General features: G+C 68.1%; 19 protein-coding genes. 15 read left to right on the top strand and 4 right to left on the bottom strand.

The window, feature by feature from the left end; genetic code table 11:
• Position 1: 1 nt before the first annotated feature.
• From P5P27_RS11150 to P5P27_RS11120, 7 genes are read left to right on the top strand one after another with little or no spacing between them, the layout of a single operon-like run.
• A complete protein-coding gene (locus tag P5P27_RS11150; RefSeq protein WP_006895352.1) occupies positions 2-1,297 on the top strand; it encodes an MlaD family protein in 1,296 nt (431 codons plus the stop codon).
• Positions 1,294-2,328, top strand: coding sequence for an MlaD family protein (locus P5P27_RS11145; protein WP_045537429.1), 1,035 nt, complete (start codon positions 1,294-1,296; stop codon positions 2,326-2,328). The genes P5P27_RS11150 and P5P27_RS11145 overlap by 4 nt, the downstream gene beginning before the upstream one ends.
• Positions 2,325-3,317: an MCE family protein gene (locus tag P5P27_RS11140; protein WP_045537448.1), complete on the top strand. Its 993-nt coding sequence runs from the start codon at positions 2,325-2,327 to the stop codon at positions 3,315-3,317. The genes P5P27_RS11145 and P5P27_RS11140 overlap by 4 nt, the downstream gene beginning before the upstream one ends.
• A complete protein-coding gene (locus P5P27_RS11135) occupies positions 3,311-4,417 on the top strand; it encodes an MCE family protein (protein ID WP_045537431.1) in 1,107 nt (368 codons plus the stop codon). The genes P5P27_RS11140 and P5P27_RS11135 overlap by 7 nt, the downstream gene beginning before the upstream one ends.
• A complete protein-coding gene (locus tag P5P27_RS11130) occupies positions 4,414-5,514 on the top strand; it encodes an MlaD family protein (RefSeq protein WP_045537433.1) in 1,101 nt (366 codons plus the stop codon). The genes P5P27_RS11135 and P5P27_RS11130 overlap by 4 nt, the downstream gene beginning before the upstream one ends.
• Complete coding sequence (locus P5P27_RS11125; RefSeq protein ID WP_045537435.1) at positions 5,502-6,671, top strand: MlaD family protein; 1,170 nt, start codon at positions 5,502-5,504, stop codon at positions 6,669-6,671. Before P5P27_RS11130 ends, P5P27_RS11125 begins: the two co-directional genes overlap by 13 nt.
• 10 nt (positions 6,672-6,681) lie before the next feature.
• On the top strand, positions 6,682-7,419 hold the full coding sequence (locus P5P27_RS11120; RefSeq protein ID WP_045537437.1) for a hypothetical protein: 738 nt from the start codon (positions 6,682-6,684) through the stop codon (positions 7,417-7,419).
• A gap of 27 nt (positions 7,420-7,446) precedes the next feature.
• Here the strand turns inward: P5P27_RS11120 and treY are convergent, their stop codons facing one another.
• The 3 genes from treY to P5P27_RS11105 all read right to left on the bottom strand — a co-directional run bounded on the left by treY (position 7,447) and on the right by P5P27_RS11105 (position 12,646).
• Complete coding sequence (gene treY, locus P5P27_RS11115) at positions 7,447-9,765, bottom strand: malto-oligosyltrehalose synthase (RefSeq protein WP_045537438.1); 2,319 nt, start codon at positions 9,763-9,765, stop codon at positions 7,447-7,449.
• A gap of 42 nt (positions 9,766-9,807) precedes the next feature.
• Complete coding sequence (locus tag P5P27_RS11110; protein ID WP_045537440.1) at positions 9,808-11,964, bottom strand: acyltransferase family protein; 2,157 nt, start codon at positions 11,962-11,964, stop codon at positions 9,808-9,810.
• 115 nt (positions 11,965-12,079) lie between these two features.
• Complete coding sequence (locus P5P27_RS11105) at positions 12,080-12,646, bottom strand: TetR family transcriptional regulator (RefSeq protein WP_006895361.1); 567 nt, start codon at positions 12,644-12,646, stop codon at positions 12,080-12,082.
• A 127-nt stretch (positions 12,647-12,773) separates the two neighbouring features.
• On the opposite strand from P5P27_RS11105, the gene P5P27_RS11100 reads away from it, so the two are divergent.
• The 6 genes from P5P27_RS11100 (at position 12,774) to P5P27_RS11075 (ending at position 17,997) form a co-directional block, all read left to right on the top strand.
• Positions 12,774-14,096, top strand: a complete 1,323-nt coding sequence (locus P5P27_RS11100; RefSeq protein WP_278123981.1) for an adenosylmethionine--8-amino-7-oxononanoate transaminase — start codon at positions 12,774-12,776, stop codon at positions 14,094-14,096.
• Positions 14,093-15,226, top strand: a complete 1,134-nt coding sequence (locus P5P27_RS11095; protein ID WP_278123979.1) for an 8-amino-7-oxononanoate synthase — start codon at positions 14,093-14,095, stop codon at positions 15,224-15,226. Before P5P27_RS11100 ends, P5P27_RS11095 begins: the two co-directional genes overlap by 4 nt.
• Positions 15,223-15,921 (top strand): dethiobiotin synthase, encoded by a 699-nt coding sequence (bioD, locus tag P5P27_RS11090; RefSeq protein WP_222111699.1) that lies wholly within the window; start codon positions 15,223-15,225, stop codon positions 15,919-15,921. The genes P5P27_RS11095 and bioD overlap by 4 nt, the downstream gene beginning before the upstream one ends.
• A gap of 107 nt (positions 15,922-16,028) precedes the next feature.
• The gene (gene bioB, locus P5P27_RS11085; protein ID WP_045540277.1) at positions 16,029-17,066 is read left to right on the top strand and encodes a biotin synthase BioB; all 1,038 of its coding nucleotides are present in this window, start codon (positions 16,029-16,031) and stop codon (positions 17,064-17,066) included.
• 68 nt (positions 17,067-17,134) lie between these two features.
• Positions 17,135-17,374, top strand: a complete 240-nt coding sequence (gene bsaP / locus P5P27_RS11080) for a biotin synthase auxiliary protein BsaP (protein ID WP_045540275.1) — start codon at positions 17,135-17,137, stop codon at positions 17,372-17,374.
• The gene (locus tag P5P27_RS11075; RefSeq protein ID WP_045540273.1) at positions 17,371-17,997 is read left to right on the top strand and encodes a DUF2567 domain-containing protein; all 627 of its coding nucleotides are present in this window, start codon (positions 17,371-17,373) and stop codon (positions 17,995-17,997) included. The genes bsaP and P5P27_RS11075 overlap by 4 nt, the downstream gene beginning before the upstream one ends.
• Positions 17,998-18,023: 26 nt before the next feature.
• Here the strand turns inward: P5P27_RS11075 and P5P27_RS11070 are convergent, their stop codons facing one another.
• Positions 18,024-18,704, bottom strand: coding sequence for an NUDIX hydrolase (locus P5P27_RS11070; RefSeq protein ID WP_045540271.1), 681 nt, complete (start codon positions 18,702-18,704; stop codon positions 18,024-18,026).
• 207 nt (positions 18,705-18,911) lie between these two features.
• Here P5P27_RS11070 and nadA point away from each other — a divergent pair, with 207 nt between their 5' ends.
• Together nadA and nadC are read left to right on the top strand one after the other, a co-directional pair.
• Positions 18,912-19,922, top strand: a complete 1,011-nt coding sequence (gene nadA, locus P5P27_RS11065) for a quinolinate synthase NadA (protein ID WP_278127439.1) — start codon at positions 18,912-18,914, stop codon at positions 19,920-19,922.
• Between the two features lie 5 nt (positions 19,923-19,927).
• The gene (gene nadC / locus P5P27_RS11060; protein WP_006895371.1) at positions 19,928-20,818 is read left to right on the top strand and encodes a carboxylating nicotinate-nucleotide diphosphorylase; all 891 of its coding nucleotides are present in this window, start codon (positions 19,928-19,930) and stop codon (positions 20,816-20,818) included.
• Positions 20,819-20,858 lie beyond the last annotated feature (40 nt).

Here is a 20,858-nt window from a genome sequence, read left to right as displayed (position 1 = left end):
GATGCGAATCGATACTGGTGGGCGCGATCCGTCGCTCAAGACGTACTTCCTGCGGGGGCTGGCGTTCCTCGCCGTGGCGGTGGTCGTGTTCGCACTGCTGCTGGCCCGGTACGAGGGCAAGTTCGACGACCGCACCGAGGTCACCGCGGAGCTGACCGACGTCGGCGACGGACTGGTTCCCGGCGCCGACGTCCGCTACAACGGCTTCATCGTGGGGTCGGTCGATTCGATCACCCTGGTCGGCAGCGGTGACAACCCGACGAAGGACGTCGCGTTGATCCTGAACCCGGACCAGGCGTCCGGCATCCCGGCGAACACCACCGCGCGCACCGTTCCGTCGAACCTCTTCGGCGTGAACTCGGTGGAGCTGATCGCGCCGGCGAATCCCGCCTCGGAGTCGATCAGCGGCGGCGACGTGGTGAAGGCCGACACCTCCGAGCCGACCATCCGGCTGCAGGACGCGCAGAACGAGCTCCGCTCGCTGCTGCGGAGTGTCCCGCCCGAAGATCTCGGCATGGTGCTCGGCACCATCGCCGACGCGCTGCAGGGCGGCGGCGCCACCTTCTCCACCTTCGTCGGTGTCCTCGACACCTACTGGAAGACCATCAACGCGCAGTTCCCGCCGGGCGCACCGTCCGGTTTCGAGAACTTCGACCGGGCGATCCGCGGTCTGGCGCAGTCGACCCCGCAACTGCTCGACGCGCTCGGCAAGTCGGTGGTTCCGGCGATGACGATCGCGCAGAACGCCGACCAGCTGACCGCACTGCTGTCGGCCGGCCAGGGGATGCTCGACCAAGTGCACACCCTCTTCGCCAAGAACGGCGACGGCGGCAAGCGGATCGTGCGTGATCTGAACACGATGCTCGGAGCGATCACACTGGAACCGAACTCACTGCCCGAGGCGCTGCAGCAGCTCTACGTCCTGGCGGGCAGGGTGCTCGGAGTCTTCACCGGCGTGAACGGCCACGTTCAGCTGAACCTCGGCGTCAGCTTCAGTGCGTTCGCGCAGTACACGCGCCAGAACTGCCCGGTGTACGACGGCGGCCCCTACGGGACGGCCCGTGGTCCGGGATGCGTCGGCCCCGGGACCGGCACGGGCCCGACCATGTCGGGACCGTTGACGGTGTACCCGCCGGGAATGAAGCGGGCCGCCGCCCAGAAGCCGGTCAGTGCTGTGACGACCGGAAAGGACGAGAAGACGCTCAAGGGCGCGCTCGGACGGAAGCCGACCTCGGCCGACAGCCTCATGCTCGGCCCGCTGGTCTCGGCCGTGACACCGCAGGAGGGAGGCCGGTGAGCGCCGCTAAATCGACCATCCGCAAGCCGCTGATCGGATTCACCCTGTTCGCGATCGTCGCGCTGGCGATGACGTATCTGATCTGGTCCACGCTCGAGCGCTCGGTGAGCGGGCCGACCAGCGGGTACACGACCACGTTCAACGACGCGTCCGGGCTCGCGGAGGGCGACGACGTCAGAATGGCGGGCGTGCGCGTCGGGCGCGTGGAGAGCATCGACCTCGACGACGGCAGGGCCCTCGTCAGGTTCGAGGTCCAGGACGATCAGAAGGTGTACGCGAACACCCGGGCCGCGATCCGTTACCAGAACCTGATCGGTCAGCGGTACCTGGCGCTGTCGCTGGACGGTCCGACACCCCAGGCTCAGCTGAGCGAGGGCTCGGCGCTGCGTCTGCCGGGCGAGGACTCGTTCGACGTCACCAAACTCCTCGCCGGATTCCAGCCGGTCTTCGACACGCTGACACCCGAACAGGTCAACACGCTGTCGGAGAGCCTGATCCAGGCCTTCCAGGGCGACGAGGTGTCACTCTCTCGCACGATCGCCGAGATCGGGCAGGTGGCGAGCGACATGGCCGACCGCGACCAGGTGCTCGGCGCGATCATCACGAACATGGGGGTGGTGATGCGCGAACTGGCCTCACAGGGCGACCAGGTGCAGACCCTGCTCGACAGCACCGGAAAGCTGATCGAGGGTCTCAACGGCAACTCTCAGCAGTTCGGCAAGGCGATCGATCAGCTCGGCCAGACCACCACCGGTTTCGCCCAGGTGTTCGCGCAGAACCGCGCGACCCTCAAGTCGGCCGGCACCGCCGCCGACGACGCCACCGGCAAACTGATCGCCAACGGCGCCAAGATGGACCGGCTCGCGGTCGAGCTGCCGATCTTCCTCGGACACTTCCCGAATGTGATGATGCAGGGCAACTACTTGAACATCTACGCGTGTGACCTCGACATCTCCATCGGCGACGTCCTGTTCCCGCCCGGCCTGATCAACAAGATCGGTGGCACCAACCACTCGGTGGTGTGCCGATGAAGAAGCGTCTCGCCCGGTCGTTCCACGGCAACCGTCGGCTGTGGTACGGGATCCTCGGTGTCGTCGTCATCGCGATCGTCCTGGTCGACGTGGTCGGGCTGAGTTCGGCCGGACTCGGTAAGCGGACTTACACCGCAGACTTCGAACAGGCGGGCGGAATCCGTCCCGGTGACAAAGTCCGCGTGGCGGGCATCGACGTCGGCGAAGTGTCGAAGACCGAACTGGCCGGAGACCACGTCGAGGTCGCCATGAAGGTCGACAGGGACGTCGAGGTCAAGGACGACGGCTCCGCCGAGATCAAGATGTCGACGCTGTTGGGGCAGCGGTACGTCGACATCGTGCTCGGGCAGAGCGACAAGGCGACGCCGAACGACCGGATCCAGCACACGTACGTGCCCTACGACCTTCAGCAGACCCTGGCCAAGGGCACTCCGGTGCTTGCGGGCATCGAACCGAATGACCTCACCAACAGCATCCGCACGCTGAGCACGCAGCTGGCGGGTGCGCCAGCGATCATGGGACCCACACTCGATGCGCTGACCCGGATGTCGAACGTGCTCAACAATCGGCACGATCAGATCAACCAGCTGCTCAAAGACACCGACGCGGTCACCAAGCAGGTCGTCGACAGTCAGTTCGCGCTGTCGATCATCGTCGGCCAGGGCGCCCAGCTGGCGAACAAGATAGTGGCTCGCGAACAACTCGTGACCCGGATGCTCGACGGCGTGGCCGCCCTCACCGATCAGGCGTCGGCGGTGGCCGCGGAGAACGGCGACCAGTTCGCCCCGGTGATGGCGAACCTCAATACGATCGCGAACGGACTCGAGAAGAACCGCGACAACCTGCGCAAGCTGCTTGACGTCCTGCCGGTCACCGCCCGGTTGACCACGAATCTCACCGGTGACGGGCCCTATGCGAACGGCTACCTGCCGTGGGGCCTGTTCCCCGACAACTGGCTCTGCGCGGCGCGGGTGGTGGACGGATGCTGAGGATGTCCCGGATCAAGAGCGCGATGGCCGCGGTGGCGCTGGTCGCGGTGACGGCGACGACCGTCAGCGGCTGCTCGCTGATGCCCGCCACCTGGACCGCGGCGCTGGGCCAGGCCAAGACCGTCACAGCCTATTTCGACGACGTGTCGGGAATCTTCACCGGCAACGACGTCGCGGTTCTCGGAATGCCGGTCGGTCGCATCACCTCCGTGGAGCCCCAGGGCACTCGGGTGAAGGTCACGATGACCGTCGACAACAGCGTCGACGTGCCCGCCGATGTGACGGCGGCGATCGTCAACACCTCGATCGTGACCACGCGGCACATCGAGCTGTCGCCCACCTACACCAAGGGACCCAAGCTCGGCGACGGCGACGTGATCCGCCACACCGAGGCGCCGGTGGAGATCGGCACGCTGTTCGATTCGATCGACAAGATCGTCAAGGCCATGTCGGGAGACCGGCCCGGCGAGGGGCCGATCGCCGACTTCGTCGACGTGACTTCGGGAATCGCCTCCGGCAACGGCGAGAAGCTGCGGCAGGCGCTCGACGCGCTCTCGAAGGCGGGCAAGCTCGGCGCGGACAACGGTGACGCATTGATGTCGATCATCAAGTCGCTGAGCACGCTCACCACCGCGCTCACCGACAACTATCCGAAGATGCAGCAGTTCTCGTCGTCGATGACGCAGGTCTCGGACATGCTGGGCGACCAGTCGGTCGGTCTCGTCGCGTCGCTGCACGACCTGAACAAGACCCTGCAGAACACCTCCGAGTTCCTCGCCGCCAACTCGGGTGCGATCAGCGGTGCGACCGGGCGGATGGCGTCGCTGGCGGCCAATCTGTCCGACTTCTCCCGCGAGGTGGTGGAGACGATCGATGTGGCGCCCCTGCTGTTCCAGAACCTCTCGAACTCGATCTCGGCCGAACAGGGTGCGTGGCGGACCTCGGTCTTCCTTGACAAGTCGCTGCTCGACAACCAGATGCTCAACAAGTTCTGCAATGCGATCAACCTGAACCAGAAGGGCTGCGACACCGGTCAGCTGAAGGACTTCGGCCCCGACCTGGGCATCTATTCCGGACTGTTGGAGCTGAGCAAGAAATGACCAGGATTCGCAAGGCCGGTCTCGCGGCGGTCTCACTCGTCACCACGGTCAGCCTCACCGCATGCGGCGCCGTCCCCGGCGTCACGGTGGAGCAGATCCCGCTGCCCGCCCCGGGCGGGATCAGCGACTCGATCACCGTCCACACCTCGTTCGAGAACGCACTCAACCTGCCGAACAAGGCCAAGGTCCGTCTCGGCGGCCTGGATGTGGGCGAGGTGGAGTCCATCGTCGCGAAGAACTACCGCGCCGAGGTCACGATGAAGGTGGCGAAGGACACCGAACTGCCGATCGGCACCGGAGCCGAACTGCGTCAGGCGACACCGCTCGGCGACGTCTTCGTCGCGCTGCAGCCGCCGGCGGACACCTCGAAGGGAATGGTGCGCGACGGCGGCACCCTGACCGGCCCCACTTCGGCGGCGGCGACGGTGGAGGACCTGCTCGTGAGCCTGACGGGGCTGGTCGACTCGGGTTCGGTGAGCTCCCTGCAGCGGATCTTCACCGAGCTCAGCACCGCCATCGGCGGCAATGCTCCCGAACTGCACGGCGCCATCGAGGGATTCACGACCGCGATCGACAAGTTCAACAAGAACTCGGCGGCGGTCGACCAATCGATGGCCGTCACAGCGCGGTGGTCGAAGGAACTGGCGAACGGCCGCAACCAGATCGCCGCCGCGATCAACAAGCTCCCCGCGGCGATCAACACGGTCAACGACCAACTCGGCATGATCCTGACGACCCTCGACAAGACGAACAAGGTGACCGCCGCGACCAACGATTTCCTGAACACCGAGCAGGCCGACTTCGGCGAGATGCTCGGCCACCTCAACACCACGCTGGTGGCGCTGGAGAATGCGGCGCCGATCTTCGGGCCGCTCGCCGACCGCATGGCCGAGCTGAACCCGAAGTGGGTCAAGTCGACGTCCGGAAGTGCGGCGGCGGTCTCGGCCAAGGTGTACTGGCTGACGCCGGGCGCCGGATTCGATTCGGCGTCGCGGTTGCCCGAAGGCGCGGACGTCACCAACGGCATGCACAGTCTGGAACAGACACTCGCCCGCATCATCGCTCGTCTCACCGGAACGAAGGGATGCTGCTCATGATGCGATGGCTGCGCAAACGCAAGATCATGATCGGCAACCTGGGGCTGGTCGTGGTGATGCTGGTGGGTCTGGCGTTCCTCGCCTTCAACAGTCTCAGTTGGCGTCCGTGGCAGAGCACGTATCAGGTCATGGTGCATTTCCCGGTCTCCGGCGGCCTGCAGGACACCAGCAAGGTGATGCTGCGCGGCGCCCAGATCGGCGAGGTCCGTTCCATTCAGGTCACACCCAAGAGCGTCGACGTGACTCTCGATCTGCGCGACGACTACAAGATCAACAAGGGAGCGACGTTCTCCGCACTCGGCCTGTCGGCAGCGGGCGAGCAGTACGTGAACATCACCCCGACCACCGACGACGGCCCGTACCTGCAGGACGGGGATGTGATCCAGGTGGGCCAGACGCACGTGACGGCGGCCTTCCCGGGGATGCTGCAGTCGACGCTCGACGTCATCAGCCAGATCGATGCGCCGAAACTCACCGCGACGCTCAAGGAACTCGAGATCGCACTCAACGACCGCGGGCCCAACCAGCTCAAGTCGGTCTTCAACTCCGGAGGCGTGATCTTCGCCGATCTGGCGAAGGTGCTGCCGGAGACCACCACCCTGATCAAGAACTCCGGAACGATCCTCAAGACCACGGCGCAGGTCCAGCCGGATCTCGGACGCCTCGCCGGCGGGCTCGACTCGCTCTTCGACGCGACGGTCGCGGCCGACAAGGAACTGCGGACGCTCCTGGGGAACGGACCGGGACAGTTCACGAGCCTCGCCGGATCGCTGGCGACGATCACCGATCCGCTCAGCGACGTTCTGACCCAGTTCCTCGACGTCGCGCGACAGGGTGCACTGCGCGCGCCGGCGCTGGCGACCCTGTTCCCCGCGATCCGGGACGGGTCCATTCAGGCACAGAAGATGTTCCACGACGGCGCCTGGTGGGCGCTGGCATCGGTGTATCCGCGGCCGTCGTGCAACTACCAGATCGCTCCGGTGCGTCCGACCAAGATCCTCGAACTCACCGTGCCGAAGAATCTGTACTGTGTGACCGAGGATCCGACCATGCAGGTCCGCGGGGCGGCGAACGCACCGCGACCGAAGGGCGACGACACGGCGGGTCCGCCTCCGGACTACGATCCGAACGCCCGCACGGTACCGCTCGACAAGTGATGAAGGATTTATGAGTTCAGACGACTCGAAAGACATCTCGGACGCCCGGCCCGACGACGCAGATGCCGACGACACCGCCGCTGCCATGGACGCCTCGGAGTCCGGCAATGCGGCCAAGCGCGCCGAGCGGAAGGCGGGCAGGGAGAAGGCCGACAGCGTCTCGGTGACGATCTCGATGCGCCGGGTGAAGCAGGCGATCGTCGGACTGCTCGTCGTCGCCGTGATCGCCGTGATCGCGGTCGGCGGATGGCAGTTGTACGAGAAGGACCAGAAACTCGCGGCGTTCGACGACAGCAAGGCCGCCGCGTCGAACTTCGTCGGCACGTACTTCCAGGCGATGAGCGGTCCCAATGCGGACGCCAAGTCGCTGCGCGACGCGGTGGGCCCGCTCAGCACCGGTGAGTTCAAGAAGCGACTGGACTCGGACGCGGTCGTCAGCACCGAGTTCATGAAGGAGAACAAGGTCGAGAACATCAAGACCACGGTGACCTCCTCGATGGTCGAGTCCTTCAGTGCCGATCAGGCGACGGTGGTCCTCGGTGTGGACGTGACGGGCACCAGCGCCATCAGCACCACCGGAGGCAAGAATGCGATCCTGCTCCAGCTGAACATGAAGAAGGTCGACGGCGACTGGCTGGTGAGCGCGATCGAGGCAGGTCCCGGAGTCACCGTCGGCTCTCAGCAGGCGCAGCAGCAGATCCCGACACCCGCCCCGACGCAGACGCCCGCGCCGGTCCCCGGCGGATAGCCACCCGGATAGCCGTCCCGCGGCGGCTCAATCCGCCGGTTCGAGGACGGCCAGCGGACCGTCGCCCAGGAGGACGTCCGCACCGACGGTTCCGGTGAACACCGCGCCGGTGACGGCATCGCGCCAGGTTCCGGCGGGCAGTTCCACCTGGGCGGCAGCTCTGGTCTCGGCGCCGGTGAACATCAGGGCCAGCCGAACCGCGTCGACGACCACCTGCGGTTCGCCGTCGCGGCCGCGCGCGAAGCTGACGATGTGCGAGGCGCAGACCCCGCGCGCGGGGACGTCGATGAAGTCGCCGCCCGGGGCGAAGGCACCCGGATGCCTGCGCCGGACCGCCAGAGCGGTCCGCACGGCCTGGAGCTTCGGATGGTCGAGGCGCTGACCGTAATCGACAGGCCGCCGGTTGTCGGGGTCGGTCAGCGAATGGTCCCACCACTCGGTGCCCTGGTACACGTCGCCGACACCGGGCAGCAGGAGCGACAGGGCCTTGCGCGAGATCGACTCGGCGCGGCCGGCGTCGGCGATGAGTGCGACGAACGCGGCGATCAGCTCCGCCGCGAATCCGTGCTGCAGACTCGTCAGCCACTGCTGAACGGCCGACTCGGCAGCGTCGTCCACGTCGGTCCACGACGACACGATGCCGTTCTCCCGCATGGACTTGCGCGCGAACTCCGCGAGTCGACGGGCCAGGTCGGCGTCCGGCCGGCCCTCGTCGGGCCACACGCCGACCACGTTCTGTAGGAGGAAGTAGCACATCACCGGGTCCGGCGGCGGTGCGATCCGCTGCAGCTCGTCGACCAGGATCCGCCACCGTTGGGGCGTCTGTGCGATCACCGCGATCCGGGCGCGGACGTCCTCGCTGCGTTTGGTGTCGTGCGTCGACAGTGCCGTCAGCGCCCGCGGCCAGCGGGCCGCGCGCTCGGTCATCCGCGCATGGAAGTCGTTGCGGTTCACGGCCGGGACCCGCGGATTGCATCCGAGTTCCTGCGTGGAGACCAGCCGTGCGGTGCGGTGGAACCCGATGTCCTCGGTGGCCTTGCCGTAGACGGCGACCGCGGCTTCGCCGAGTCGGGCGACCGCTTCCGGAGCGTAGTCCGGGTCGTGGAAGGCGTCACGGAGGACGTCGAACCCCGGTGACAGGATCGGATTGGCGTTCCGCAGCCGTTCGATGTCGGCCAACACCGTGCTTCGCAGCGAGGGGTAGTCGGGACGGGCGACCGACGCGGAGCAGATCATCAGGGCGGCGGCCTGCTGCACGAGGTGGGCGCGAACGTGCGGCGCACGCCGGCAGAGCAGATCGCCGACGCGCTGGAGTCGGTCGGGGAACAGGTCCACGAGCACGGTCTGGCGAAGTGCGCGCGCCAGAGCGCCGAGTTCGTCGCCGCCGCCCGGGACGCCGGAGACGGATTTGAAGGTCTCGTCGAGTTCCACCATCCCCGTCGGTGCGGTGAAGCGGGCTTCGATCAGCCGGAGCTGGTCGTATCCGGTGGTGCCGTCGACGGGGAGGGCGGGGTCGAGCCGCTCGCCGATCGCGAGCCCCTTCTCGATGTAGAGGAGCCGATGGTCGCCGAGATCGGCGCGCAGCCGCCGGAGGTAACCGGCGGGATCGCGCAACCCGTCCACGTGGTCGACGCGGACGCCGTCCACCAAGTCGTCGGCGATCAGTTCCCGGAGCCACGAGTGCGTCGCCTCGTAGACTTCCGGAACCTCCTGCCGCAGTGCGGCGAGCCCGTTGACGGCCAGGAACCGGCGGTAGCCGATGCGGCGGCTGTCGTGCCGGACGAGGCGGTACCGCTGGCGGGCGTGCACCGCGTGCGGGTCGTCGCCGGGTGATGCGGTCCCCGGGGCGGTGGGGACGGCGAGCGTGCCGAGGAGCAGCCGTCCGCGCTCGTCGAGTCGCAGATCGGCGAGGTCCTCGTCGCGGCCGAGGTAGGGCAGGTTGACGATCCCGCCTGCGGCCTCGGTGTCGAGATCGAAGTACTCGGCGTACCGGGAGTCGAGGCCGTTCACCAGCACGTCCGACCACCAGGGATTGTGATCGGGGTCCGCGATTCCGACGTGGTTGGGGACGATGTCGAGGATGACGCCGAGTCCGAGGGCCCGGGCGTGCTCGCGAAGCAGCCGGTAGCCGTCGGGCCCGCCGAGAACACCGGAGATCCGCCCTGGCGGGCACCAGTCGTAGCCGTGCCGCGATCCGGGCATCGCCTCCAGGACGGGGGAGAGGTAGAGGTGACTGACACCGAGTTCGCACAGATGAGGCAGGATCCCGGCCACCTCGGCGAACGTGAAGTCAGGCGTGAGCTGGATGCGATAGGTGGCCACCGGGTCGGCGGGGGTGCCGGCCATACCTGTCCTCCGATCGCCTGCACTGGCCCCGGAGGTGAGGCGTCAGTGGATCTCCGGGCCGGTCCACGGCAGTGCCGCGGAGAGCTGACGCGACAGTTCCCGGGTGAGGCTCCGGACGTAGGTCGCGCTCAAGTGGTGATAGTCCTTGTACACGATGATGTTACCGACCACGGCGGGGCAGAAGTCGGCGGTGCAGAGCCCGTCGGAGAGGTCGAGACGATGGAACAGCGGGTTGCGCGCGGCGTAGTCGGTCGCCGGATCGATCGGATGCAGTGCGCTGGTCCGCACCGTGCCGCACGAGCGCGCGGTGCCGCCTGCGGCGAGGCACTCGGGGGTGTTGATCGGCCCGCGGTCGTTGTGCGGCCACGGATCGTCGCGGATTCCGACGACGGGGATCCCGGCGCCGGTCAGTTCGTCGAAGATCCCGATGTACCCCTGCGGGACGTGATCGGCGGCGCCCGACGGGTCCGGCCGCGTCGAGTTCGTGAACACCGCGTCGGGGCGAGTCCGTTCGAGGTCGGCCATCACGTTGAGAATCCAGGTGCGGCACTCGGGATACGGCGTGCCCTCCAGCTTCGTCGGGTTCTCGTCGGACGTCAGCGGGCAGCCCATTTTGAGATAGGTGAGGACCTTGAATCCGTTGGCCTTGCCGATCGCGTCGAGGGCACCGATCCACATCTCGGCGTGCGAGCCGCCGGCGAGGGCGAGGGTCCTGGTGCCGTGCGGGTCGCCGTAGACGCCGATCGCGGGCTCGGTCGCGGCGAAGTCGCTCATGAATCCGTCCGGGCCGGTCTGCGGAAGGTCGTCGGCCACCGCGAGCGGCGTCGGCTGCGGGTCGAGTGCTGGAACGGGCGCGTTCTCGAGCAGGGCGCGGGCACCCGGATACAGGGCGGGGTCGAGGTTCGCGGTGTCGACGGTGACCGTCGCCATGTGACGGTCCCACGCCCGAATGGCTCCGGCAGTCCCGGCGGACATCGCGACCAGCATGACGGTCAGGATCGCGGCGTAGGTGATCCGCGGGTGCGCCGGCCACCGGATGTGCGCCATCGACGAGCGGCCGCCGCCGCGCAGCGGATCCTCCACGTACCGTTTCATCAGCCACGCTAGTCCCAGGGAGACGGCGAGGATGCCCGCGCCTTCGAGGACGTTCGCGTGCTGCGTTCCGCGCCAGGTGAGATAGAAGATCAGCAGCGGCCAGTGGATCAGATACAGCGAGTACGACAGTCCGCCGAGCCACACGGCGGGCCGGCTCGCGAGCATCCGGTTCGCGGCCGGCGCCGGGCGGTCGGAGGCCTGACCGGCCCAGATGACGAGGAGCGTGGCCCCCACCGGAACCCAGGCGAGCGCTCCCGGGTATTCGGCGACACCGTCGATCCACCAACCGCAGGTGGCGATCAACACCAGCGCTGCGACGGTGACCGCGCTGCGGATGCGGTCGGCGATGGGCCACCGCGGCATCCAGATCGCCAGGAGCCCGCCCACCAGCGGCTCCCACAGGCGCGAGCGCGTGTCGTAGTAGTTGAAGGGCTGATCGACGTGCAGCCGGTGCTGCGCCCAGACGAACGAGGCGACGGCGACGGCGGCGACGACGACCGCGAAGACACCGCGGATGACGCCTGCGCGGGTCAGCATCTCGTAGCGGCGGCCCGCCACCTTGATCAGTCCGGCGATGGCGAGCAGGACGATCAGGGCGCCGACGAAGAACTGGCCCTGCATGGACATGGACCAGAGGTGCTGCAGCGGGCTGTTCGCTGAGCTCGCGGCGAGGTAGTCCTGAGAGTTCTTCGCGAGGTAGTAGTTCTGGTAGTAGAGCGCGCTCGCGAAGGTCTCACGGCCGATGTTGAGCCAGCGGGTCTGTGCGATCACCAGGACTGTCAGGATCACGACCCCGATGAGCACCGTGTACAGCGCGGGCAGGAGTCGTTTGAGCAGACGCTGGAACCGCGGCCAGGGGTTGATCGTCTCCGCGAGCCCGAAGCTGACCGACTGGCTGTGAATGGTGTGCCGCAGGAGCGAGCCGATGAAGAAGTAGCCCGAGAGAGTGAGGAACACGTCGACGCCGCCGGAGACCCGGCCGAACCAGACGTGGAAGCATGCGACCAGGGCGATGGCGATGCCGCGGAGACCGTCGAGGTCTGAACGATAGGCGGGCACCGTCGGGGCCGTTGCCGTGGCAGGGCGATCGGTGGACGCGGGCACTGTCGTTGGTTTCTCTCTCCGGGCACGGGCCTCCCGGGCGGGTGGCCGCCTCAGTAATCTACGTGCCCGCCTGCGCCGGACGAAATCTCGGCCTGCGGCGGGTGCGGTGCGCGGGTCAGTGCGTCTGTGCGGCGCTGCGGGCCCGGGCGCCGTCGAGGATCACCTCGAGCGCGTCGTCGAACTCCGCGTCGAAGACCCGGCCGGACGGTCCGGTGACGCCGAGCCGCTCCATCTGTGTCCGGGTCTGCTCCTCGATCGTCAGACCGATGGTCAGCTGGCAGATGGCCGTCGCCAGACCCGACTGGGCCTGGCGGTCGAGGCCGCCGCGGGCGGCGATGTCGGCGATCACCGTCTCGATGCCGCGGTCGGCCAGTCCCGACGCCCAAGCCGAGGAGACCACCTCGGCGCTGTCCGGGACGGCGAGCAGCGCCTGGCGCATGTCCGTCGCCAACCGGTGCAGATCGGCGAGCCAGTCGATGTCCTCGGACGCCCCGGGAACGGTCGAGAGGATGTCTTCGGCGAGCGCGGCGAGCATCGACTGCTTGTTCGGGAAGTGCCAGTACAGCGCGTTCGGCCGGACGCCGAGATCTGATGCCAGCCGCCGCATCGTGAGATCGGCGAGGCTGTGCTCGGCGAGGATGGCCCGCGCCGCAGCGAGAATGTCCGATCTCGTGTTGCTCACACCGCCACCCTATCCTGACCTGCCCTGTACGTCGTACAGGCGTCTCCTGTACATCGTTCAGGACGTCCTGTACGGTGTCCAGGAATCGAGGAATCCGTGTGGGATGTGCAACGAACAGGAGGCCGGTATGGACCAGACCACCATCGCGCAGATCGATGCGAAGCACGTCTGGCACCCGTACGGCGGCTTCCCGTCCAGTACGCGGCCGCTGGTGGTGCGGGACTGCGCGGGCGTGCACATCCGGCTCGCCGACGGCACCGAACTGATCGACGGGATGAGCTCGTGGTGGTCGGCCGTTCACGGCTACCGTCACCCGCGACTCGACGCGGCGCTCGCCGAACAGGCCGGTCGTATGTCGCACGTGATGTTCGGCGGGCTCACACATGAGCCCGCGGCGAGACTGGCGCAGACGCTGGTGGGCCTGACTCCCGATCCGCTCCAGAAGGTCTTCTTCGCCGACTCCGGTTCGGTGTCGGTGGAGGTCGCGGTGAAGATGGCGGTGCAGTACTGGCGCAGTCGCGGGCGCAGCGAGAAGCACCGCCTGCTGACTTGGCGGGGCGGCTACCACGGCGACACCTTCGCGCCCATGAGCGTCTGCGATCCCGAGGGCGGCATGCACTCGATGTGGCGCGGAGTGATCGCCGAGCAGGTCTTCGTCCCCGCGCCCCCGGACGCGCGTGCGGGTGCGTCCGCCGACGAGGCCTACCTGACCATGTTCGACGCGCAACTCGAACTGCATCGCGATCGACTGGCCGCAGTGATCGTCGAACCGGTGGTCCAAGGTGCCGGCGGGATGCGGTTCCACTCGCCCTCGCTGATCGCGGGGCTGCGGCGACTGTGCGATCGCCACGACATCCTGCTGATCTGCGACGAGATCGCCACCGGCTTCGGCCGGACCGGAACACTCTTCGCGGTCGACGCCGCGGGCGTCAGCCCCGACATCATGTGCGTGGGGAAGGCGCTGACCGGCGGCTACCTGACGCTGGCTGCCACCCTCACCACCGATGAGATCGCCGCGACCATCAGCCGCGGCGAGGCGGGAGGTCTGGCGCACGGACCCACCTTCATGGCCAATCCGCTGGCTTGCGCGGTCGCCTGTGCGTCCCTGGAGGTGCTCGCCGAATCGGACTGGCGGACGCGGGTTCCGGAGATAGGCCGCCGGCTCAGCGCGGGACTGGCGTCGTTGACCGAGGCGGCAGGCGTCGCCGACGTACGCACACTGGGGGCGATCGCGGTGATCGAACTCGATCGCGAGGTCGACGTCGCTGCGGCCACCGACGCGGCGATCGCGTGCGGAGTGTGGGTGCGGCCGTTCCGAAACCTGATCTATGCCATGCCGCCGTACATCATCACCGATGCACAGATCGACGCGCTGACAGCAGGCATGACCGCGGCGGCGAAGGCGTCGGTGGAGGCGGTCGCACACGAGGACGAGGAGTTGGCATCATGAGCGCACCGTGGCTGGCGGACATCGCCGCGCGGACTCTGAACGCGGGACTGCACCGGGAACCCGTGGTGCGCCAGGCCGGAGCGACCGAGATCAACCTCGCGTCCAACGATTACCTCGGGCTGTCGAGCCATCCGGACGTGATCGCCGGGGCGCACGCCGCACTCGACCGGTGGGGTGCGGGCTCCACCGCCTCCCGTCTGGTCGCGGGGACAACGCAGGCGCACATCGACTTCGAGAACGACCTCGCTGAGTTCCTGGGTTTCGAAGCCGCCCTGGCCTTCTCGTCCGGGTATCTGGCCAATGTCGGCGCGATCACCGCGCTCGTGGGCAGGGGCGATCTCATCGTGAGCGACACCGGAGCGCACGCCTCGCTGATCGACGGATGCCGGCTGTCGCGGGCGCGCGTGGAAGTGGTTCCGCGCGGCGACGCCGACGCTGTGGAGCGGGTGCTGGCCGCACGGTCGGAGGAACGCGCGCTGGTCGTGACCGATTCGATCTACAGCATCGACGGCCGGATCGCTCCGCTCCGCGAGTACTACGATGCGGCGACTCGGCACGGCGCGATCATGCTCGCCGACGAGGCGCACGCCCTCGGCGTGCGCGGCCCCGGCGGGCGGGGAGTGGCGGCCGAACAGGGACTGTCCGGCGCTCCCGGTCTGGTGATCACGACGGTCGGGTCGAAGTCGCTCGGTGCACAGGGCGGCATCGTCCTCGGCACGCATCTGCTCCGCGAGCATCTCATCGACCATGCCCGGACCTTCATCTTCGACACCGGTCTCAACCCGGCCGCCGTCGGGGCGGCACATGCGGCGCTGCGCATTCTGCGCGGCGATCCGCAGATGCCCGATCGGCTCCGCGCCGGAGTGCGCCGCCTCGCCGCCGCCTGCGGTGGCGAGATCCCCGACGCCGCAGTGGTGTCGCTGATCGTGGGCGACCCGGTGGCCGCGGTCGACGCCGCCTCGCTGTGCCGGGAGCAGGGCGTCTTCGTCGGATGCTTTCGACCGCCGTCGGTGCCCGAGGGCACTTCGCGGTTGCGCCTGACCGTCCGCGCCGACCTCGATGACGCCGACCTCGACTACGTGGCCTCGGTCGTGACCGGCGCGCTGCGCCGGGTGGTGGAGGCCGCATGACCGCGCGGATCATGGTCGTCACCGGCACGTCGACGGATGTCGGCAAGACGGTCGCGGTCGCCGCGCTGGCGGCCGCCGCCCAGGCCGCCGGACTCCGCGTCGGCGTGTGCAAGGCCGCGCAGACGGGGGTCGCGCCCGGCGAACCGGGCGACCTCGACGAGGTGCGCCGCCTCGCCGGAGAGATCCCGGTGCGCGAGCCGGCACGGTATCCCGAGCCGCTGGCCCCCGAGACCGCCGCTGCGCGGGCCGGGATGGAGCCGGTGACACTCGATGCGATCGCCTCGGCGACCGAGGAACTCGCCGCCGTCACCGATCTGGTGCTGGTGGAAGGTGCGGGCGGCGTGCTGGTGCGGCTCGGGCCGGACTTGACCGTGCTCGACGTCGCCCGGCGACTCGGCGCGGAGATGCTGGTGGTCGCGGACCCGGGGCTCGGAACGCTCAACCACACCGAACTCACCGCGCGGGCGATCGCCGCAGCCGGGGTGACACTGCGCGGTCTGGTGATCGGTTCCTGGCCGGACGAACCGGATCTCGCGATGCGGTGCAACCTCGCCGATCTTCCACGGCTGACGGGAGCGCCGATCGTCGCGACCGTCCCCGCAGGGGTCGGGCGGTCGCCGGCCGACGACTTCCGCGTCGCCGCACCGACGTGGGTCGACGCCTCGCTGTTCCGCGTGGACGCGACCTGTTCATGACGCCGAGAACGTGCCGCACAGCGCCGGCCGAGGGAGATACGCCCTCACCCGGTGCGTCACCGGCACGTTCCTAGAACTTCACACCCATTCACGAAGGAGATCTCCCCATGACCACGACCGCCGACACCTCAGCCCCGGCAGCCGCGGACACCGCCGACATCCTCGCCGTCGCGCGCGAGCAGGTCCTGGAGCGCGGCGAGGGACTGAGTCAGGACCAGGTCCTGCGCGTCCTGCAGCTCGACGACGACCGCCTCACCGAACTGTTGCAGCTCGCACACGATGTGCGGCTGCGGTGGTGCGGTCCCGAGGTGGAAGTGGAGGGCATCATCTCGCTCAAGACCGGCGGCTGCCCGGAGGACTGCCACTTCTGCAGTCAGTCGGGACTGTTCGCCTCTCCGGTCCGCAGCGCCTGGATCGACATCCCGTCGCTCGTGGAGGCGGCCAAGCAGACGGCCAAGACCGGAGCGACGGAGTTCTGCATCGTCGCCGCCGTGCGTGGACCGGACAAGCGACTGATGACTCAGGTCGCCGCGGGCATCGAGGCCATCCGCAACGAGGTCGACATCCAGATCGCCTGCAGCCTGGGCATGCTCACGCAGGAGCAGGTCGACGAGCTCGCAGCGATGGGTGTCCACCGTTACAACCACAATCTGGAGACCGCGCGCAGCCACTTCCCGAAGGTCGTCACCACGCACACGTGGGAAGAGCGCTGGGGCACCCTGAGGATGGTGCGTGAGGCGGGCATGGAGGTCTGCTGCGGCGGCATCCTCGGCATGGGGGAGACACTCGAGCAGCGCGCGGAGTTCGCCGCCGATCTCGCGGCGCTCGAGCCCGACGAGGTGCCGCTGAACTTCCTGAACCCGCGCCCGGGCACGCCCTTCGGCGACCTGGAGGTACTGCCGGCCTCGGAGGCGCTGAAGTCGGTGGCCGCGTTCCGGCTCGCGCTGCCCCGCACCATCCTGCGGTTCGCGGGCGGCCGCGAGATCACCCTCGGCGATCTCGGAGCCAAGCAGGGCATCCTCGGCGGCATCAACGCCGTCATCGTGGGTAACTACCTGACCACTCTCGGCCGGCCCGCGGAGGACGATCTCGATCTGCTCGACGACCTGAGCATGCCCATCAAAGCCCTCAATGACACGCTGTGACTCGCGCCGGTAGCCTCGAAGGTCGTGGCCCGTCCGCCGCGGCCATCAGATTCCAGGAGGCGTCGACCATGACGAGCGTGATCCCCGGTCCGCTGCAGCAGCCGCTGCGCTTCGGCGTGTACACCGGTATCGAGCTCGAACTGCAGGCCGCGGACGAGGTCCCCACAGCGGCGCGACTCGGCCTGGAGCCGCCGCGCTTCTGCGGCCAGTGCGGCCGCCGGATGGTGGTGCAGGTGCGGCCGGACGGTTGGGATGCACGGTGCTCCAGGCACGGAACGGTCGACTCCTCGGAGATGGGACAGCGATGAACGCGCGCCGGGTGGTCGCGGTCGTACTCGCGCTGTTCGCCGCGGCGGTGGCGGTCGGAGGACTGTGGGTGCTGTTGGCACCCGCCCCCGACGTCGTCGTCGAGCACGGCGGGCAGATGCGTTTCGCGACCGAGGCCGACCCGGCGAAGCTCTTCGACGGGGTGGCGATCTTCTCCTTCCTCTGCCTCGGACTGGGTGTGCTGATCGGACTCGCCACCTGGTTCGGGCTGCGCACGTCGAGGGGTATCGGCGGATTCGCGTTCGTGGTGCTGATGTCCATCGCCACGTCGGCGCTCGCGCTGAACCTGGCCGACCGTTTCGGCCGGATGTCGCACGGCGAGATCGAGCGGTCCGTACCGGGTTCCTACTCCGGGACGGTGAACCTCTGGCTCGACGGCGATGTCGGTCCGGCCTGGGTGCTGCTGCTGTGTGCGCCGACGGCCGGCGCGCTGGTCTATCTCGTATGCGTCCTCTCGAGCGCGCACGCCGATCTCGGCGTGGGCGACCTGCCTGCAGACGAGTTCGGTGAGATGCGTGAGCCCTTGCCGATCGGTGCGGTCGGATTATCCGACGGCGGCGAGGTCGTGCCGCCCTCGCAACCGGGAGACCCGAGCGGACGCTGAGGCGAGACGTGGGGAAGTGCGGTCCGTCACATGGGTGGGCGCAGCGCGGCGAATTCGTCGGTCACCCTGATCCGAGCGTCCGCGAACTCATACAGCGCGGGCGGACGGCCACCCGTCCGGCCGGTGTGGCCGACGGTTCCCGTCGCCACGACCACTCCGCGGCGTGAGAGGACCCGCAGCAGATTCGTCGAGTCGACCGGGTAGCCCAGCGCCGCTCCATAGATCTCGGAGAGTTCGGACATCGGGAACTGGCTCGGCGCCAGAGCGAACGCGATGTTGGTGTACGAGAGCTTGCCCGCCAGACGATGCCGTGCGAGGTCGATGACGTCGCGGTGGTCGTAGGCCAGTTCCGGCAACTCGTCGACGGCGAACCATGCGGCATCGGCGACGGTCTCGGCGGGGATATCGCTCGGCACCAGCGCCAGGAAAGTCGATGCGACGGTTCGCTGTTCGGGCACGCGGTCCGGGTCGGAGAACACCGACAGCTGTTCGAGGTGGGCCACCCGAGTGAGCCCGGCGCGGGCACCGAGCCATCTCAGCGCGGCCGCCCCCAGCGTCTCGCGCTCAACGATCGGTCCGCCGGGCAACGCCCATCCGGCCTGCTCGCACCGATGCAGCAGCACATGCAGCGCCGGGACGTCGACGTCGGTTTCGCGCACCTGGAAGACAGCGGTGAGCACCTCGACGCGCACGGTGGTTTCGGCCATGCGATCCAGATTAGGAGACGGTCGCCGCCGAACGCTGTCACGACCGGGCGGGAATGCGTCGTCGATCACAGGTGTTACGATGACGAGGTGTTTTCGATCTATGGTCGAAAACCTCTGGCGCACAGCCCGCGCTCGAGACCACGCGATGGGAGAGCAGTCGTCATGACTACTGGAACCGTGATCACCCGGACCGAGACCGAACTCGGCATGCCCGACCCCCGCCACGGTATTCCGCCCGCCTACGGCGGCGTGGAGCCGACGGCCGAGTGGGCCGAGGAGATCAAGCGGCTGGCGAAGGCGCGCAACGCCTCGATCCTGGCTCACAATTACCAGCTGCCCGAGATTCAGGACATCGCCGACCATGTCGGCGATTCGCTCGCACTGTCGAGGATCGCCGCGGAGACCGATGCGGACGAGATCATCTTCTGCGGTGTGCACTTCATGGCCGAGACCGCCAAGATCCTGAGTCCCGAGAAGCGGGTACTGATCCCGGACGAGCGAGCGGGCTGCTCGCTCGCCGATTCGATCACCGCGGACGACCTGCGTGCTTGGAAGGCTGAGTTCCCGGACGCGGTCGTCGTCTCGTACGTCAACACCACCGCTGAGGTGAAGGGACTGACGGACATCTGCTGCACCTCGTCGAACGCGGTGGACGTGGTCGCGTCGATCGATCCGGACAAGGACGTGCTGTTCCTGCCGGACCAGTTCCTCGGTGCCCACGTGAAGCGTGAGACGGGGCGCGACAACATTCACATCTGGGCGGGCGAGTGCCACGTGCACGCCGGCATCAACGGCGATGAACTCACCGAACAGACCGAGAGTCACCCCGGCGCCGACCTGTTCATTCATCCCGAGTGCGGGTGCGCCACGTCGGCGCTCTATCTGTCGGGCGAGGGCATCGTGCCGCAGGAGCGCGTCAAGATCCTCTCCACCGGCGGCATGATCGACGCCGCGCGAGCCACTCACGCCAAGCAGGTGCTGGTGGCGACCGAGGTCGGCATGCTGCACCAGCTGCGTCGTGCGGCGCCGGAGATCGACTTCCAGCCGGTCAACGATCGTGCAGCCTGCCCGTACATGAAGATGATCACCCCGGCGGCGCTGCTGCGATGCCTCACCGAGGGCAAGGACGAAGTCCACGTCGCTCCGGATGTGGCCGCCCGTGCACGGCGCTCGGTGGAGAGGATGATCGCGATCGGCAATCCCGGTAGCGGAGAATAGGCGGAGTGAACTCCTTCATCGGTCAGCAACAGGCAACCGGCGATCTGGATCTCGTCGTCGACGAGGAACTCATCGCTCTGATCCGCACGGCACTCCTGGAGGATCTTCGATACGGTCCCGACATCACCACGCTGGCGACCGTGCCACCGGAGACGGTCGCGGACGCGAAGATCGTCTCCCGCCAGCCCGGCGTGCTCGCCGGCCTGCCGGTGGTCCGGGCCGTGTTCGACGAGGTGATCGGGAGCGATAACTACGTAGTCACCGAGCAACTCGACGATGGCTCGCGCGTCGAACCCGGGTCGGTCGCTCTCGCGCTGCGTGCCCCGGCGACCTCGTTGCTGACCGCGGAGCGTACCGCCCTCAACCTGCTGTGCCATCTGTCCGGCATCGCCACGGCGACGGCTGCGTGGGTCGACGCCGTGGACGGCACGCGTGCACAGATCCGGGATTCGCGGAAGACGCTGCCCGGTATGCGCGCGCTGCAGAAGTATGCGGTCCGGGCGGGCGGCGGAGTGAACCATCGGATGGGTCTCGGTGATGCCGCGCTCATCAAAGACAATCACGTGGTCGCCGCGGGCGGTGTCGCGCAGGCGCTCGAAGCGGTCCGCGCTGCGGCGCCGGATGTCCCGGTGGAGGTGGAGGTCGATTCGCTGGAGCAGCTCGACGAGGTCCTCGAGCTCGCGCCCCAGCTGGTTCTGCTCGACAACTTCGAGCCGTGGCAGACGCAGATGGCGGTGCAGCGCCGAGACACGCGGTCGCCCGAGACGAAGCTCGAATCATCAGGCGGACTGGCATTGGACTCGGCGATGGACTACGCGAGAACCGGTGTGGACTACCTCGCCGTCGGGGCATTGACCCACTCGGTCACGGTCCTCGACTTCGGCTTGGATATGTGAACGACGGTGTTCGCGCACTCCTGTGCCCGGCCGGTGTGTC

The sequence above is a fragment of the Gordonia sihwensis genome, from assembly GCF_029632925.1.
Lineage (GTDB): Bacteria > Actinomycetota > Actinomycetes > Mycobacteriales > Mycobacteriaceae > Gordonia > Gordonia sihwensis.
The sequence above is the reverse complement of the archived record's forward strand: the minus strand, read 5'-3'. Positions and strand labels throughout refer to the sequence as shown.